General features: G+C 44.3%; 13 protein-coding genes and 1 pseudogene. 7 read left to right on the top strand and 7 right to left on the bottom strand.

Translation table 11 applies throughout. The annotated features are described in order from the left end of the window. Nucleotides 1-236: 236 nt before the first annotated feature. Both GX019_04635 and GX019_04630 read right to left on the bottom strand, forming a co-directional pair. Nucleotides 237-2,195: an SUMF1/EgtB/PvdO family nonheme iron enzyme gene (locus GX019_04635; protein HHT36445.1), complete on the bottom strand. Its 1,959-nt coding sequence runs from the start codon at nt 2,193-2,195 to the stop codon at nt 237-239. Between the two features lie 17 nt (nt 2,196-2,212). Next, nucleotides 2,213-2,650, bottom strand: coding sequence for a VOC family protein (locus GX019_04630; protein HHT36444.1), 438 nt, complete (start codon nt 2,648-2,650; stop codon nt 2,213-2,215). A gap of 155 nt (nt 2,651-2,805) precedes the next feature. Between GX019_04630 and GX019_04625 the strand changes: the two genes are divergently transcribed. Together GX019_04625 and GX019_04620 are read left to right on the top strand one after the other, a co-directional pair. Beyond that, the gene (locus GX019_04625) at nt 2,806-3,297 is read left to right on the top strand and encodes a hypothetical protein (protein HHT36443.1); all 492 of its coding nucleotides are present in this window, start codon (nt 2,806-2,808) and stop codon (nt 3,295-3,297) included. A 121-nt stretch (nt 3,298-3,418) separates the two neighbouring features. Next, on the top strand, nt 3,419-5,158 hold the full coding sequence (locus tag GX019_04620; protein ID HHT36442.1) for a sulfatase-like hydrolase/transferase: 1,740 nt from the start codon (nt 3,419-3,421) through the stop codon (nt 5,156-5,158). Between the two features lie 41 nt (nt 5,159-5,199). Here GX019_04620 and arcC read toward each other — a convergent pair whose 3' ends face one another. Both arcC and GX019_04610 read right to left on the bottom strand, forming a co-directional pair. Further along, complete coding sequence (gene arcC / locus GX019_04615; GenBank protein HHT36441.1) at nt 5,200-6,141, bottom strand: carbamate kinase; 942 nt, start codon at nt 6,139-6,141, stop codon at nt 5,200-5,202. Nucleotides 6,142-6,216: 75 nt separating this feature from the next. Then, complete coding sequence (locus GX019_04610) at nt 6,217-6,855, bottom strand: CPBP family intramembrane metalloprotease (GenBank protein HHT36440.1); 639 nt, start codon at nt 6,853-6,855, stop codon at nt 6,217-6,219. Between the two features lie 234 nt (nt 6,856-7,089). Here GX019_04610 and GX019_04605 point away from each other — a divergent pair, with 234 nt between their 5' ends. The 3 genes and pseudogenes from GX019_04605 (at nt 7,090) to GX019_04595 (ending at nt 11,696) form a co-directional block, all read left to right on the top strand. Next, the gene (locus GX019_04605; GenBank protein HHT36439.1) at nt 7,090-8,814 is read left to right on the top strand and encodes a DUF3578 domain-containing protein; all 1,725 of its coding nucleotides are present in this window, start codon (nt 7,090-7,092) and stop codon (nt 8,812-8,814) included. Between the two features lie 22 nt (nt 8,815-8,836). Next, on the top strand, nt 8,837-11,296 hold the full coding sequence (locus GX019_04600; protein ID HHT36438.1) for a DUF2357 domain-containing protein: 2,460 nt from the start codon (nt 8,837-8,839) through the stop codon (nt 11,294-11,296). 109 nt (nt 11,297-11,405) lie between these two features. Then, nucleotides 11,406-11,696 (top strand): annotated as a pseudogene (locus GX019_04595) (hypothetical protein). Nucleotides 11,697-12,182: 486 nt separating this feature from the next. Here the strand turns inward: GX019_04595 and GX019_04590 are convergent. After that, nucleotides 12,183-12,542 carry a hypothetical protein gene (locus GX019_04590; protein HHT36437.1) on the bottom strand — a complete coding sequence of 120 codons (360 nt, stop codon included), beginning with the start codon at nt 12,540-12,542 and terminating at the stop codon, nt 12,183-12,185. Between the two features lie 202 nt (nt 12,543-12,744). Between GX019_04590 and GX019_04585 the strand changes: the two genes are divergently transcribed. After that, nucleotides 12,745-12,888: a hypothetical protein gene (locus GX019_04585; protein HHT36436.1), complete on the top strand. Its 144-nt coding sequence runs from the start codon at nt 12,745-12,747 to the stop codon at nt 12,886-12,888. Nucleotides 12,889-13,020: 132 nt separating this feature from the next. Beyond that, nucleotides 13,021-14,322 (top strand): helix-turn-helix domain-containing protein, encoded by a 1,302-nt coding sequence (locus tag GX019_04580; protein ID HHT36435.1) that lies wholly within the window; start codon nt 13,021-13,023, stop codon nt 14,320-14,322. Nucleotides 14,323-14,374: 52 nt separating this feature from the next. Here the strand turns inward: GX019_04580 and GX019_04575 are convergent, their stop codons facing one another. Continuing rightward, nucleotides 14,375-16,054 carry a PAS domain-containing protein gene (locus tag GX019_04575; GenBank protein ID HHT36434.1) on the bottom strand — a complete coding sequence of 560 codons (1,680 nt, stop codon included), beginning with the start codon at nt 16,052-16,054 and terminating at the stop codon, nt 14,375-14,377. Next, nucleotides 16,055-16,269 (bottom strand): winged helix-turn-helix transcriptional regulator (locus GX019_04570; protein ID HHT36433.1); only part of this gene is annotated, 215 nt, incomplete at its 5' end.

Here is a 16,269-nt window from a genome sequence, read left to right as displayed (position 1 = left end):
CCACACCAAACGCTGGTTCTCAAAAATGACCAGTTCTGTTTCCTGAACCCTTTTTTCGGTCCAACTCGTCATTGTCAACGAACTTTTTCTGCATCACCCTCTTGACTTAATACCACAAGTCTAAAAAATGTTATGTTTTCGTTATCAATTATTCTAGATATGTTAATACAATCCTCCAAATTAGTTAAATATTATTAGAAAGACCGTTCCCAATGGACCGGCCTTTTCTTGTCTATTTAACTGCTGTGTTCTACCAGCCACTGATAATTAAACTGGTAGTGCTGTCTGCTGGATATTAAATGAATCATCCCATTCTCTGCTTGAATTATGGCGCAGTAGCCCATTGCCTCTCCACTGGCTGCGTCCATCGTAAAAATGCGGTTGGCATCCTTGGTCATTGTATCCAGATTATATTGGTTGGGATCCGTTGACTCTACTCTCCGCCCCGACCCATCGGAGATGACTCTTTTAATTGGCCAGGTCTTGCCCTGGTCAAAGGATACCGCAGCGTAGAGTCCGGTAATCTTGGTGAGATTGCCTTCTGCATCAAAGCCCAAAATGCCTTCCATATCCTGGCGGAGCAGGTTGCGGCTGTCGGTAAAACCGATCAATAGAATGGGACCTTCTTTAAGGCGGATCATGGCTAAGCGCTGACCGGCACCGACCGGTGGGAAGTCACTAGCGGTGTACCTCCAAGTATGTCCGCCGTCCTCGGAAATGCTGAATGGCATTCGCCCATTGATATTGTTTCCTCTGCCGGCAGCCAGCAGCCGGCCATCGTCAAGCTCAACTGCAGAAGCATGTATACCTGCGATCCAGGCACCGACTTCCCCTTCTGCAAATCTAGGTTTAGGCTGATCTTTACCCGGATCAAACCAGCTGACACCATCACTGCTGATGTAAACTGCAGTTCCCCAATTTTTGAGATCATCACACAGAACCAAAAACCTGCCATCGCTGGTCTTAATGGTACTGCTGATCACCTGCCCCCTGTGGCCAAACTCAGCACAGACAAACCGGGGCGCTGTCCAGGTTCGGCCGCAGTCATAGGACTCTCGCAGTGCCACAGCAATGCTCTTGCCATCATTTTCCGCAGCAGCTATCCCTGTAATATGGTACACAATATTGCTTTCCTTATCCCAGAACAGATCGCAGCCGTGGATGTTGCGGTCAGGCATCACCCAGAAGATTGAAGCCGGCTCCCAGGTTTGGGTCTGCTGACTGAAGCGGCTGCCGGCGTATCTTAACTCTCGGCCTTCCTCTGTATCGGTTGTGTACCAGATTGCCATTAAATCACCGTTAGGAAGTTCTGTGATGGCCGGCTGGTGGTTGTGGGGACCAAAGGGATAATCATAGTGCAGTTTTACAAAGCTCTGGGGTTTGGCAAAATAAGGCTGTTCTGGCACTTTTTCTACTTCCGCTTTCACATCTACCACATTGATCCGATTTGGTCTCTCTTGACAGGTATAGACATATCGCTGCTCCGGCAGTTCTCCGATCACTACCCTAAATCCCATCAGCCAATTGCGGGCTTCCGGAATCTGGGCCATCCGATTGGATGAGCGAAGATACTCTTTGTCGGTGGAGTGACTGCCGCCCCGAAGAACCTTGAAGCTGCCCCAGTCATAGCCAACCGGGTTAACCTTGTTTTCAGCATTGTAAGGTCCGTACCAGTCCCAGCACCACTCTTCCACTAAACCATGCACATCATAGAGCCCCCATGGATTAGCCGGAGTCTGGCCAACCTGCAGATCTTTCCGCAAAAACTCTTCAGGCAGCTCATCACCGGTGAAATAGGCGGTGCTTGTACCGGCTCGCACAGCATATTCCCACTCTGCTTCGGTGGGCAGGCGGTAGTGCCTGCCGTCCTTATCGGACAGCCACTGGCAAAACGCAGCCGCGTCATACCAGCTCACAAACACTACCGCATCCTCATCACCGGATGAAAAGCCGTTCTGCCCCCGGAATCGGCGGTGGTCGGGATCAAACTGCTCATACTGTTTATTAGTAACCGGAGTAACTGCGATGTAAAACGGCTCTGTAATTGTCACTTTGTGGACCGGTTCTTCATCTTCCCTAGCGTACTTTTTGATCAAGTCATCATCCGGCACTCCCTGGAGATTGCCCATGATAAAGCTGCCTGACTCGATCTTCACGAATTCCATACCTAAAAAGTTCGTATACTTGTTTCCCATCCTGCAACTCCTTTAGCTCATTCTTTTTTGGTCCGTTCCTCCCAGAGCTGTACCTTCTCCTCGAAACTCTTAAGTTCATGGATTTGATGCAGCATCCAGACGTAGCCGAAAGGATCGGCAAAGATCGCGTTGGTAACTCCGAAATCGGGGATGTCAGTTACAGCCTGGATCTCTTTGCACCCGGCTTCCATCGCTTTGGCATAGGTTTCCTTGATATCAGGAACCAACACATTAAACCAGATTGACTGCACCGGATTGTCTCCGGGCGGAATCAGATTAAACTCAGGATTAGCATCAAGCATGTGGAAGCTCGTTCCGTAAAGCTTGAAGATCACTTCGTTTTGGCCTTTTGGAAAACTGGTCACCTCAACCCGCTCTAAATCGAAGATTCGCTCATACAGTTCCAAAGCTTTAAGGCTGTCTGCAACTACAAAATCAATTTCTACACCGACCATTAAATAATCCTCCATTTCATTAATATTAGTGAAATAATGTTAGCGATCAAAAAGGAATAATCCTTTCCCATCACCATTATTTCTCCCACAGCATCGTTCTAAATTAATCGCAGCACCCATACACTTGTACCAAATAAAAACTAAGGAGGATTTTAATGAAAAAACTTTTAGTACTTAGTCTGCTGCTTGTACTGATTCTGGGAACAGGGGTTGGCGCACTTGAATCTAAGGGCATCCCGCATCAAGTTGACGTAGTAGTGCATGTAGAACCATATGCGATCTTAGAATTGGGCAATTTATTGGAAATGACCATTAGTGAAGGCTCATCAGAAGAACAAGTAAGTGTATCGGGAACGCTCGTATCCAACACTGGATTCAACCTTAAGTTCGAATTTGGTTCTTTTGAAAACCAAGCTGTTGACAGATTTTTCAGGTATTTGCTTACTAGAAAGGATTCAAATTCAAATAAACATATCGGGAAATATAGTCCTAATACACAAACAACAATAAACATCAATCAAGGTTTGACTAATTTAGAAATAGGACTAGAATATAACGTTCCAGACGAAAAAGAGTGGTATGATTTAACATCGGGCACATATAAGTCAACAGTAACCATCACCATAGCTGCTTCAAACCCACAATAGCAGATACTACTTCACAAGGCCTTACTGCAACAACAGTAAGGCCTTATGTTTTTTCAAAAAGCTATTTCTCCAAAGCTCACGCATATACTGAACCAATATATCTTTCTAAGGAGACAGCAAAATGAGCGATTTTAACTTCTTGTTCATTATGGTGGATCAGGAGCGCTATCCTGTTGTCTACGAAACTCCAGAGTTGAAAAAATGGAGGAAAAGATATCTTAAAGCCTATGAAAGACTTAGAAACAGAGGATTAGAGTTTAAGAATCATTACGCCGGCAGTACCGCCTGCGTACCAAGCCGGGCAACTCTTTATACCGGACAGTATCCATCACTGCATGGAGTTTCCCAAACTGATGGAGTTGCAAAATCAGCTTTTGATCCTGATATGTTCTGGCTCGATCTCCATACCGTACCTACTATCGGCGATTATTTCAGGTTAGCAGGATACCAGACTTTCTGGAAGGGAAAATGGCATGCATCTCAAGCTGACATCATTATTCCAGGCACCCATGATTCTTTCCTATCCTATAACTCGGATAGCGGTGTACCAGTCCCAAAAAATGAGCGGCTGTACGAAAGGGCTAATAACCTAAGGGAATATGGATTTGACGCTTGGGTTGGACCAGAGCCGCACGGCAGCAATCCAAGAAACTCAGGCTCATCAGCAGCTAAAGGTATCAGCGGCAGGGATGTAGTCTATAAAAAGCAGGCAGTTGATTTAATCAGAAAGTTGGACCTGGAATATGCGGATACCCCTGAAAAGAAGCGAAGACCATGGTTTATTATGTGCTCCTTCGTCAATCCCCACGATATCGCCATCTTTGGTGCAGCTTCCCAACGCTCAGATCAGTTTTCATTTAAAGTCGACCCGTCAGTTCCCTACATTCCCCCAGCACCTACAGCCAACGAGTCTTTAGCAACCAAACCCTCTGCCCAGGCAAGCTACAGACGAATTTATCCACTTGCCCTGCAGCCATTAGCCGATACTTTATTCTACCGCCAGTTATATTACAGTCTGCAGTTAGAAGTTGATCGGCAGGTTAATGCAGTGCTTGACGCTTTAATGAAGTCATCCTTTTACCAAAATACAATTGTGATTTTCACCTCTGATCACGGTGAACTTTTGGGAGCTCACGGCGGATTATTCCAGAAATGGTATCAAGCGTATGAAGAAGCGATCCATGTGCCATTAATCATCCACAATCCGGTGCTGTTTACCAAACCTGAATCTACCGAGATGCTCACCAGCCACGTTGACCTGCTGCCCACATTACTGGGATTGGCAGGACTAAACGCGTATGAGCTGCAGAAACAGCTAAAAAAAGACCATACCGAGGTGCATCCTTTGGTAGGTCGGGATCTTTCGCCGCTGGTGTATGGCCAAGAGTGTCCTAAAGCTGACGAACCGATTTACTTTATGACCGATGACAATGTTACTAAAGGCTTAAACCAGGTCAGTATTACCGGCATACCTTACCCTGCGGTTAGCCAACCGAACTCCATCGAAACAGTGATCGCACAGCTGCCTACAGGAAAAGGCGGAACTGATGAGATCTGGAAATACTCCTGCTACTTTAAAAACCCACAGTTTAACAGCATCCAAGGTAGAGGTGACCTGTTTGGGTACAGAGGCCAAAGAGTTAAGACTACTTTTAATCCAGGGTGCATGCCAGACCAGCAGAGTAAATATGTGCCCGATGAGTACGAAATGTATAATCTCAGCAGAGATCCATTAGAAGCAATGAATCTGGCAAGCGATCCTTTCCGAACTCCCATAACGGTCAAAATCCAAGCTATCTTAAATAAAATGCTAGAAGAGCAGAGTGAGCAAAAGCGTCTGTATCCAACCAGCGGAGGTTGAATATAGGAAAACCGCCGGAAAAAACTCGGCGGTTGTTTATTTTACATTGTTATTACTGTTCCTGCATTACCATGAATCGCTTCAACAACTTCCACAAGGGAAGTTATAACAGCACGCTTTCCTCCTGCTTTAAGAAAATCCAGAGCAGCTTGAATCTTAGGAGCCATGCTGCCTGTACCAAACTGCCCTTCTGCAAGATACTGCTCGGCTTCATCAGCAGTGAGATCATGGACATCCCTTTCATTTGCATGACCGAAATTAAGCTTAACACAGCTGACATCTGTAAGCATAACCAGCACATCGACATTTAGATTTCGGGCAAGCAGCGCACTAGCCAGATCCTTGTCGATGACAGCATCAATTCCAGTAAGTTCACCATTTCGCTCTACTACCGGAATGCCTCCACCGCCAACAGCAATTACAATTCCGCAGCACTCTAAAAGCTGATTAATTGCTTCCAGCTCTAGTATTTTGATTGGTCTAGGTGATGGAACGACTCTTCTCCACCCGCGTCCGCTGTCACTGATCCAGGTTTCCCCTTTCTGCATTTTTGCTCTCGCGTGCTGCTCCGAAAAGAACGGACCAACAGGTTTGGTAGGCTTAGAAAACGCCTCATCACTGCTGTCGACCAGGACCCTCGTCATCACTGCTGCTGTCTGGACGCTTTTTTTGCGGCGGCGAAGTTCATTATCCAATTCGCACTGCAGCAGATATCCGATCTGACCCTGTGTTTGAGCAACACAGACATGCATCGGCTGCACTGGGATTTGCTCGGAAGCTGCTTCATTCTGAATTAGAAGGTTGCCAACCTGCGGCCCATTACCATGGGTAATTACCATGGAAAAGCCTCGATCATAAAGATCGACAAGCTTTCGGCAGCAGCTGCGGATATTCTCCAGCTGCTCCTCATAAGTGCCTTTTTGACCGGCTCGAATAATAGCGTTGCCGCCAAATGCAATCAGCAGTTTGTCCATTCTTCCCATCTCCACACTGAGAAATTTTTCTTTTTATCATAACACTGCTGATATGCGGAAGTAAATAATTTTCGTTCTCAGGTCTTAAAAAAGATTATTGAGGAAGTGGGCTAGAATTCCACCCATCACCGAATCAGAACGATAAGCGGCATATCCAAAGGCCAAACTGCACAGAAAAATAGACAGGGCTCCTCCAGCCGGTTGGGTGAGATTATCAACAAGGACTCCCATAAAATACCAGCCAGGAACATGAAGAATAAGGAACATCACCGATGTGATGATGTTGGCGGCAGCAAAAGAATAGCTTTGCCGCAGATGAGTAAGGAGCGCTCCCCGCACCAAAATCTCCTCAAAAATAGGCGCAATTATTAAGACATTTAATAGTGACGTGCTGAATTCAGTCGGTAGAATCGGTCGTCCCTGAAGATAGTTTAGAATAATTCCGGTTAATGCAATCACTAAACCGATTCCACCACCCCACTTAAGCCACTCTTTCCAGTTAGAAAGATTGAGCAGACTAAAAAGTGAAGTACCAGCACGCTTAAGAAGCCACAGCGCTGGTAGAATCCAGATTAAAAGCTTCGCCGCAGTCCAGTATATAAAACTGCCCCAACCGGCAGTAAGCCAGCTTACAGCTGGCTCAAGATTGACTTTAAGAATCCACGCGCCAATCCAAACAATGATTATAGCCAGAAAAACAGCGTATACGTTTTTTGGTTGCATCAGCATCTACATCCTTACGAGTATGAAACATTTCATCATAGTATTCAGCATAATACCGGATTTCACCTTCAGCAACAATGTTCTGACTTTCAATCTGGTACATAGTATAAAAATCTGATAAACTAAAGATTAAGAGAAGTTTCCGAATTACAGTATTTTTGCCAAAAAAGCAATCGAGGCGGTGAAAGCAGTATGGTTGAAATAAGATCTCTCCGGGAGAGTTTTGTCAGAATTATGAGTGAATACGTTCATGCTCGCGATCACGAAGGGTACGGCGGACACGAGTTAGGCACTTTAATTAGACAGCAACTCCCAAGACTAATTCTGGAAAATCTGTCCGCATCGGAAGACATAAATCCGAATAATTACAGAATAAATGGCTCGATTGGTCAAGGAAACTGGGCTTATGTACCTTGGTTGGTGATTATGGATAGGGACATCACCGTAACTACTCAAGAAGGCGAATATGTAGCTTACTTGTTCTCTGAGGACATGGAACGGGTTTATCTAGCTTTTAACCAAGGAGTGACAAAGGCAGACCGACGGGATTATCTAGCAAAGAAAAATATTCTGAGGGATTCCATCAACTTCCAAGACTTTCAAGTTGACGACAACATAAGATTATCTGATAAACCGTTAGGACGAAAATATGAACAGTCGACAGTAGCATATAGACAATACAATAAAACTGACCTAGTTAACGGAATTACAACAGAGGAACAGCTAATCAATGACCTTCACCAAATGATGCTGATTTATCAAGAGTATAAAGAACAGATTTGGCAACCGGATAATTCGGCAAATCAAAACGATAACTTAGAACCAACCTCAGAGCCTGTAGTCGCCGAAGTGATCTCCCACATCAAGGAGTATATCACAGCCAAAGGTTTCGCTTACCCAGATGGTTTAATCGAGAACTTTTATCTCTCTCTTAAAACCAAGCCCTTCGTTTTACTTGCAGGTATATCTGGAACAGGAAAAACTAAATTGGTCCAACTATTTGCCGAAGCAATTGGCTGTAGGTACAAGTTGATTTCGGTTCGCCCGGATTGGAATGATGGTTCTGATCTCTTGGGATATAAGAATATTCAAGGCAAGTTTGTTGCTGGACCAATTATCGACTTTATTAAAGCCGCTAATGATGACGCCGACAATATCTACTTAGTTTGTCTAGACGAGATGAATTTGGCCAGAGTTGAATACTACTTCAGTGATTTTCTAAGCATTATGGAAACCAGAAAGAAAGTAAATAAAAACATAGTTACTGATACCATTATTGATAGTAATTACTTTGAAAATAAGTCTGACCAAGCTTACGCAGATTTAATACTACCGGATAACTTGTACATCGTTGGAACGGTCAATATGGATGAAACGACTCATCCATTCAGCAAAAAAGTACTCGATCGGGCTAATACAATTGAATTCTCGGAAATACATCTAGACATGTTTACTTTACTTGATGAAACTAATTCTGGGTTAGATACCTGGAAAGTGAATCCTGCCTTCCTTAAATCTAAATACGTAACCCTTAGAGACTGTGGCATCGAAAACGAGGACAAGCTCGGAGATATCATTGGCAGGTTAATGGAAATAAATGACATCTTAAAAGAAGCCAATCTCCAGATCGGATACCGGATCCGAGATGAGATCTGTTTCTATATGCTCTACAATAATCAGGAAGAATTACTCACTGAGAATGCCGCATTTGATTTTCAACTAATGCAGAAAGTGCTCCCGCGTATTCAAGGTAGCAGTGAGACGATTAAACGTGTCTTAATAAAACTATTTTATTTTACTGCTGGTCGCGATTACTCCAATGAAGATGGCACAATAGGTAGCAAAGCAATTAATTTTGTTAATGCCAATAACGACTTGCCATTCCCCCGATCTTCAGCAAAAATTGCGTTTATGATTAAACGCTTTGAGGAAGACGGATTTACATCTTTCTGGCTGTAGTTTTGCGAGAGGAGTGTAAACCTTGTCTTACGTCGGACATGAATTAGATCTAGTTTATATTGATACCGATCAGTTCACATTGATCATTAAGGGTAAACCGATTCATCCTGATATCCAGCAACCATACCCATCCAATAAAAGTGTCACCGCAAAACTAACAGTACTTCCGCTTAGTGCGAACGTGGAAGTGTTCAAGTATTACTCTCCTAACAAAGGTTTGGTAGAAGTCAACGACTTGGAACCAGATGTCTACCCCTGTTTTTTCGAGCAACAGAATTACTTACTATTTATTGATGGAAAAGCAAACCAGAAAATTAGTTTCTACCATGAAAATAAAAATATCCGAGAGTCGATTAGTACCTACCCAGGTAAGGACCATCAGTTAATGGGAATTATCAATTTCCGCAATGATGTCGGCTTCTCCGAGTTTGAAATCCGAGTTAATGGTCAAACCGCTTTAATTGTAACTGTTGAAGTGTTCCCCAGTAAAATTGAATATCGCCGTGATTACTTTCGACTACTTAATGAAGTGAATAATGAAATTTACAATTTAGCCTATGATTTTCTGCGGAGTACTTTTCAAACAACTACACTGAGAGAGGCTTCTAGCGTTTCCTTGGTCGAGTTTTTTAGTATAATTCGTCTAATCTTTGATGATTTCATAAAAGCATACAACCGGATTGAAATGTACCCCCATCACGAACTTAACCAAACACCTAGAGTACTTCCGGTGTCAAGGGTCAAGAAAACCAATAACCAGAGTATAAGATGGTTGAGTAAAAATCCGCAACACTATCACAAGGACCTTAACTTCCCCGAAAAATTGCTGAACATAGATAAGCGAATTACTGTTGATACATTTGAAAACCGCTTTGTGAAGTGGATTATAACTCAGTTACTGGTAAAACTTCGTACCTTTGAGAAAAGATATCAGGCCTGGACAGCCAATAGCCTTGATACCGAAGTGTCTCGCACTATCGCCAAAATGACCGGCGATCTGAGCTTTATCCTCAAAAACAGTTTTCTAAAAGAAGTTGGTTCCATAAGTAAAGCCCATTCAATATCATTAGTTCTCCAAATGGGTGCTGGTTATCGCGAAATATATAAGAATTACTTAATGCTTTCTAAAGGCTTATCTGTAAATTCCGGAATCTTCAGGTTGTCCATGAAGCAAATCTGGGAGCTTTATGAATACTGGTGTTTCCTCGAACTCAACAACATCCTCCGTAAAAAATATCAGCTAGTGAAACATGATCTAATTGATGTTAATTATCAAGGGTTGTTTGTCACGCTTAAAAAAGGTGGTTCATCAAAAATCGAATATCAGCATCCACGAACTGGAGAAAGGTTTACTTTAAGTTACAATTCAACTGAGGGAGAACAATTTACTACCGCGCAAAAGCCAGATCATATTCTTACTCTTAAGAAAGAAGGTTCTCAAGTAGAATATAAATTTATCTTTGATGCAAAGTATAGGATCAATCCAGCTCTACCCGGTAGCAATTATTACAACACTTACGGTGGAATACCAGGCCCTGAAGAAGAGACCATTAATACCATGCACCGCTACCGCGACGCCATTGTTAAAAGTTATCAGGAGAAACCAGAAAGAGTCGTGGTCGGAGCATTCGTTCTTTTTCCTTATCATGATGAAGATAAGTTTCAAGAGCATCATTTCTACAAAAGTATTGAAAAAGTTAACGTCGGTGCGTTCCCTTTTCTGCCAGGAAGCACCTGTCTTGTTTCAGAGTTTTTAGAGAGCATAATTGATGAATCTCACCTTCGCAACTACGAACGTCATGTCTTACCAGCCGGAGACGATGATTATCGAAGAGAGCTATCATTTCAACTGAATGTACTGGTTGGTACACTGCGGGGCAAAGACCAATTTAAGTACGTTTTCAATCACAATCTCTATTACATCCCCTATCAAAAGAGTATCTTAAATCACAAGCTGGAGTATGTTGCCCTCTACCAAAGTGAAAAGTCCTTTGGGAAAAACTGCGGCATTTGGTATTACAGCAAAATCCAGGAGATGGCGATAACAAAGAGAAAGAAGATTGAACTACCAACCAGAAGCGATCCAGAGATGGATTACATTGTTTTTCACGTAGACCAATGGGAACCACTGGACCGTGCCATCAAACCGGAAGGCTATGGAATAAGTGGAAGCCATATCTACACGAATATTCTTCTATTAGAAAAGGCCAGTACTCTCCCTGAATTAAGCATCAAAACCCTAGATGAATGGCGGACTTGGTTAGAACTAAAAAGAGTTCAACCAGAGATCCGAGTATTACTGGATAATAAGGATTTGGAAAATGCTACAGGGACACAAGGCTTTGCATTAAATGGAATGACTTTAACCATAGAAGACGCGTGTATCACTATTAGAAAAGGCGAAACCAACGTTACCGTTACAGTAAAAGAGTTTTTCCACAATTTGAGAGGTGTACTGAAACAGCTGTCAGTAGAAAACTAATCCTCCTGCTTAGTACTCTGTACCTGTTTTCCCCCTGCTTGTAGCCCATGCAGCTAGATTCTCATAGCATATATTGAAACCAGAATTACTAAGCTAGGGGCGTGATACGATGTCTGAACCGAGTATTCCCAGCGATATAAATTTAACGATTGATCAGTCCATCACCCTATTACTGGCATCGATCGGAATGGAAGAACTCAGCTTGGCTCATTTAATTAACGCGGAAGCAGAAAAACTCCAGATGATTCTCGGGACACTAGAAAATGGGCAGCCTCCCCCACCCATCACCAGCATTGATGATCTTTTGGCAGTTAACAACAGCATCCGCAGCACTCTCAGAGAAGTCATTAAAAACCAGATGATGCTGCAGTTTAAGCTGGAAGATATCTTGAGACTGATCGAGATGGAGGAGGAAGACGGACCAATAGTATTTGACTGCGATTGCTCCGTCTCTGCTGAACTGCAAGAAGCCGGTGTGACTATCAGCCTGCTTGATCTCCCACTACTCCAGGCTGATGTCACCTTAGGCATCAATATTTGTCCTGAGTGCAGCAGTGAAGGCAGCTCATTAACATTAGGCCTAACCGGACTTCCGATTATCATTGGAGATATAACCTTTACCCTGACAGATATCGCAGCAATTGTCTGTGGTGATGATGCCTTAACCTTAACCGGTGCTGGCACTGCAACCGGTATTATCGCTGGCCTGCTGAACCTGTCGTTAGAAATCGACGGAACAGCGGGAACTGTCGATTTGGAGCTGCTCGATCCGATTCTCGGCACTACCCTGCTGAGTTTCCAGCTTACCGGTGTGGATATAGAAGTTACACCCTGCAATGGTTAAGCAGCATCCAGAAAGGACCCTTACAAACGGGTCCTTTTTTAATTAAAGGAATTCCTGGTACCTAGCTGTAGATTTAACGGCATTAATGTGCTTTGGTGTTGGCTGCTGGCGGCACACTTCCAGCAGATCCTCAAGTTTATACTGGAGTAGAATCTGAAACTTAATTATTGCCTGCAGCATACTGACTACTTCTCGCTGAACCATAACAAAATTCTCAGGGGTCAGCGGAGTTTGCCTGCTTGAAATCACCGCCCTTAGTTTTTCTGCCTCTGCATTGATTAAATTTGCAAGTGCTTTCTCCTCAAGAGCAATGGATTCTAACAGCTCACAAATTGCTTCCGGACAGCAGTATCTGGCACCCACCTGTCTCACCAACCCTATATCCCTATTTCTTCTCTTCATTATATGGAGTTAAGCAGCAGATGACACCGGATTCCTACAGGATTAAACAGGTTTGTAATTAACCCAGGAAATTATCTATCAGGCCATGCAGTCATTCGCTAGAACAACCTACTTTAAATCTTCTCAGATGATCTTTGCAGAGAAGGTTTCTTTAGTTTCTTCCAGAAGATTATCACAATAAGATCAGGAGTGGGTGGGCTTGATGAGTAAACCGATTCGCATTGACGATAAGCTTGACCGGTTAGTTGCCTATTGTGATTATGAGTACCGGTACCGAGCCTTCAGCGCCGATTACGAGGAAGCTCTCAAAGAGGAACACCTCAATGGTAGACCAAAATCGGATTAATGCGAAAATACAACTAAGCACAGCTGCAATTCTGCTGTGCTTTTTACTTTCCGCAATCCAGGAAAGGTTTGCCGGCTTGGTTCATGCTATGCTTAAATTACCGTACGGAATAACTGTGGGGGAGCGAGAATATTGAGCACCGTCAGACTGATGCAGAAATGCGTCGATTATATCGAAGTCAATCTCAAAACAGAACTGACAGTAAATGAGCTGGCAGAGCTTGTAGGGTTTTCCCAATTTCATTTCTGCCATCTTTTCTGCAGCATTGTTGGTATGCCGGCAGCAGCCTATATTACCAAAAGGCGACTGCTGTGGGCAGCTTTTGAGATCGCTAACGGCGCCAAAATCATTGAAACTGCGCTTGCTTATGGCTTTGACACCCACGCCGGGTTTTACAAAGCCTTCAAGCGGGAATTCGGCTGTTCACCCACAAAATATGCTCAACTCAATACCGCCAAGCGGCCGCAGCCGGTAAATCTCGATGCGGAGGGAAAATTTATGCTTACCCAAACTCAGATCAGACAAATCCTTACCAACTGGAACATTGAGGACAAACTGGAAATCGGTCCGGTGCACCATGCCGGTGGTAAGGGAACATGGCAGATTGGCAGTGATTACATTTTAAAAACTGGCAGGAATATCGCCGGACTCAAAACCCATATCGCCATTTCCAAAGCGCTGGCCCAAAGCGGTATGGACGCAGCTTATCCGATTCCGACTAAAGCCGGTGCAGACTTCCTCCTTGATGATGACCGCTACTACGTGCTGACTAATAAAGTCAGTGGGAGCTATTTAGGCCCCCAGGAACGCTATCGGGGAGATCGATTCAGCACAGGAGTAAAATATGGCGAGGCGATTGCTGGGCTTCACAAGATCCTGAAAAACCATGACACCAGTATCGAAGTCAACGACAGCAATCTGCTCGAGACGGTACTCATCTGGGCACTGCCCAATACAAAGCGAATAATGGAACAGTGGAATATGCCGCTGCCGGAAGAATTTTACCGGAACTACCAGGAAACATTCAGCCAATTGTATCCCCTGCTTCCCCGTCACATCATCCACCGCGATCCTAATCCTTCAAACATTATGTTTGCCAACGGCGAGGTAACCGGTTTTATTGATTTTGTGATCAGCGAGCGCAATGTCAGGCTGTTCGATCCCTGCTACTGCGCTACTGGGATTCTGTCAGAAGCAGGCAATATTGCTGGTGGATATGAAAAATGGCCGGAGATCTTTGCCGGCATTATCTCCGGATATGATCGTCTGGCCAAGCTGACCGCAGCAGAAAAACAGGCCGTTCCTTATGTGGTCTATTCAATCCAAATGATCTTCATCGCTTGGCTGGAACCTCACGATGAGCTTAAAGATATTGCTGTCCAAAACCGCAATATGCTGGATTGGCTTTGGAAAAACCGCCAGATATTTGCCTAATTCTGCTGAACATGGTTCGAGCTGCTGACCAATAATGTCAACAGCTCGACTTTTATCCTTTAAATTCAACTGTAACGGTAGTACCTTTGTCTACTTCACTCTCCAGCGATACTACCGCATTGTGGTAGAGGGCTGCGTGTTTTACTATGGATAGTCCTAAGCCAGTTCCGCCAGTCTTTTTCGAATGACTCTTGTCTACGCGGTAAAACCGCTCAAAAACCCGCTCCTGGTGTTCCCTAGGTATTCCGATTCCCTGATCAGCTACCAGCAGGAGCGGAGTATTATCCCTTTCCAGAACCTTAACCTCAACCTGTCCGCCGTCTCTGCTGTATTTAACTGCGTTGTCGATCAGATTGTAAACCATTTCAAACAAAATCGCTTCATTGCCCGGAACAGATACAGACTGCCCGGACACTTTAATCTCTATCTGATGCTTATCAGTCAGCGGCTTAAGAGCCTGCGCAGCCTGCGCAGCCACATCCAGCAGGTTGATCGCTTCCGTCGGACCCAATTCAACTTTCTCATCAAGGCGGGAAAGTTTGAGCAGATCTTCTACCAAAGCAATCATTCTCTGGGTTTCGGTGTAGATATGCCCCGCGAACTCCGGGATATCCTGTGGTTTAGCGATCCCGTCTTTAATCAGCTCCGCATAGCTGGAAATTGCAGTCAGAGGCGTTTTCAGCTCATGGGAAACATTCCCGGCGAATTCTTTCCGCATCTGCTCCACCGCATACTTACTGCTGATGTCAATAAAAAGAACCAAAGCCCCGCGAATAGTCGAACCTTCCCAGACGGGATCAGCAAAGACTTGATAGCTTTTATCATTTAAGGTAAAGACCAGTTCCGCTTTGTCACCCCTCAGGGCCTTTTCTACTGCCTGGTTCAAATGAATATCTCTGGTCAGCATCAGAATATTCCTGCCAATATAATCTGAGCTAAGGGAGGATGATTCTCCGAACAAGTTCAAAGCGCTGGTATTGATTGTAATGATTTTAGCTGCGCGATCAACTACAATTAAGCCTTCTGCCATATTGTTTGTCAGCGCAATAAAATCTTCCTGCTGCGCCTGCAGCCGCTGAATCTGGTCTTTGATGGCCAGGTTTTGGCGGTGAATGCGAGTTAACAGCGGCGTTATTTCTTCGTAAACATCATTCTGCAGCGGATTGTCTAAATCCAGGTTATTAATTGGGGTGATAATTCCTTCAGCCATCTTTTCTCCCAGCAGAAAAGCTGCTGTAATTACCGCCACCAGCATGATTCCGATCAGAGTGAGCAGGCGGTACAGAGTAAAGATAATGCTTTCAGTTGTGACTGCAAACCGCAGAATCTGTCCGCTGTCCAGGCGCACCGCATAGTAAAATGTTTCTCTGCCGAGAGTTCGTGATCTTCTAGCGCTTTGAGAACTGCCTTTTGTAAGCGCTTCCCGAACCTCTTCCCGATGGAGATGATTCTCCATTTCACGAATATCTGCCTGGTTGTCAAAAAGCACTTCTCCATTCTCAGCAATTAATGTTATCCGGGTTTTGTATTCAGCCACCGCATCTGATTCCAGCAGTTCATCCAGATTGTATCCTGCATCGAGAAGATCCATAAAGAAATCTGCACTGTTTTCTAACTCCTCGCGGAGCTTGTTATTAAACATGGTATAGACAGCAGTTGTGGTAAATACTGCCGAAACCAGCACCGCAATTACAGTGAGAATAATCATGTTGTTAAGGATCGTCTGCTTCATCTATTTACCCTCATTTCTGACAAACCGATAGCCAAGTCCCCGCACTGTTTTGATGTATCTGCCGTACTCGCCCAGCTTCTGCCGAATCGTGCCGATATGAACATCCACAGTCCGGGTTTCGGTTTCTGCGCCATAACCCCAGACAATGTCTAACAGTTCATCCCGGGTAAAAACTCGGCCTGCATTTTTCATTAAACAGTGAAGCAGATCGAATT

The sequence above is a fragment of the Bacillota bacterium genome, assembly GCA_012837335.1.
Classification (GTDB): Bacteria; Bacillota; Limnochordia; order Darwinibacteriales; family DTU012; genus DTU012.
Note: the sequence above shows the minus strand (reverse complement) of the source record. Positions and strands in the feature narration are given on the sequence as shown.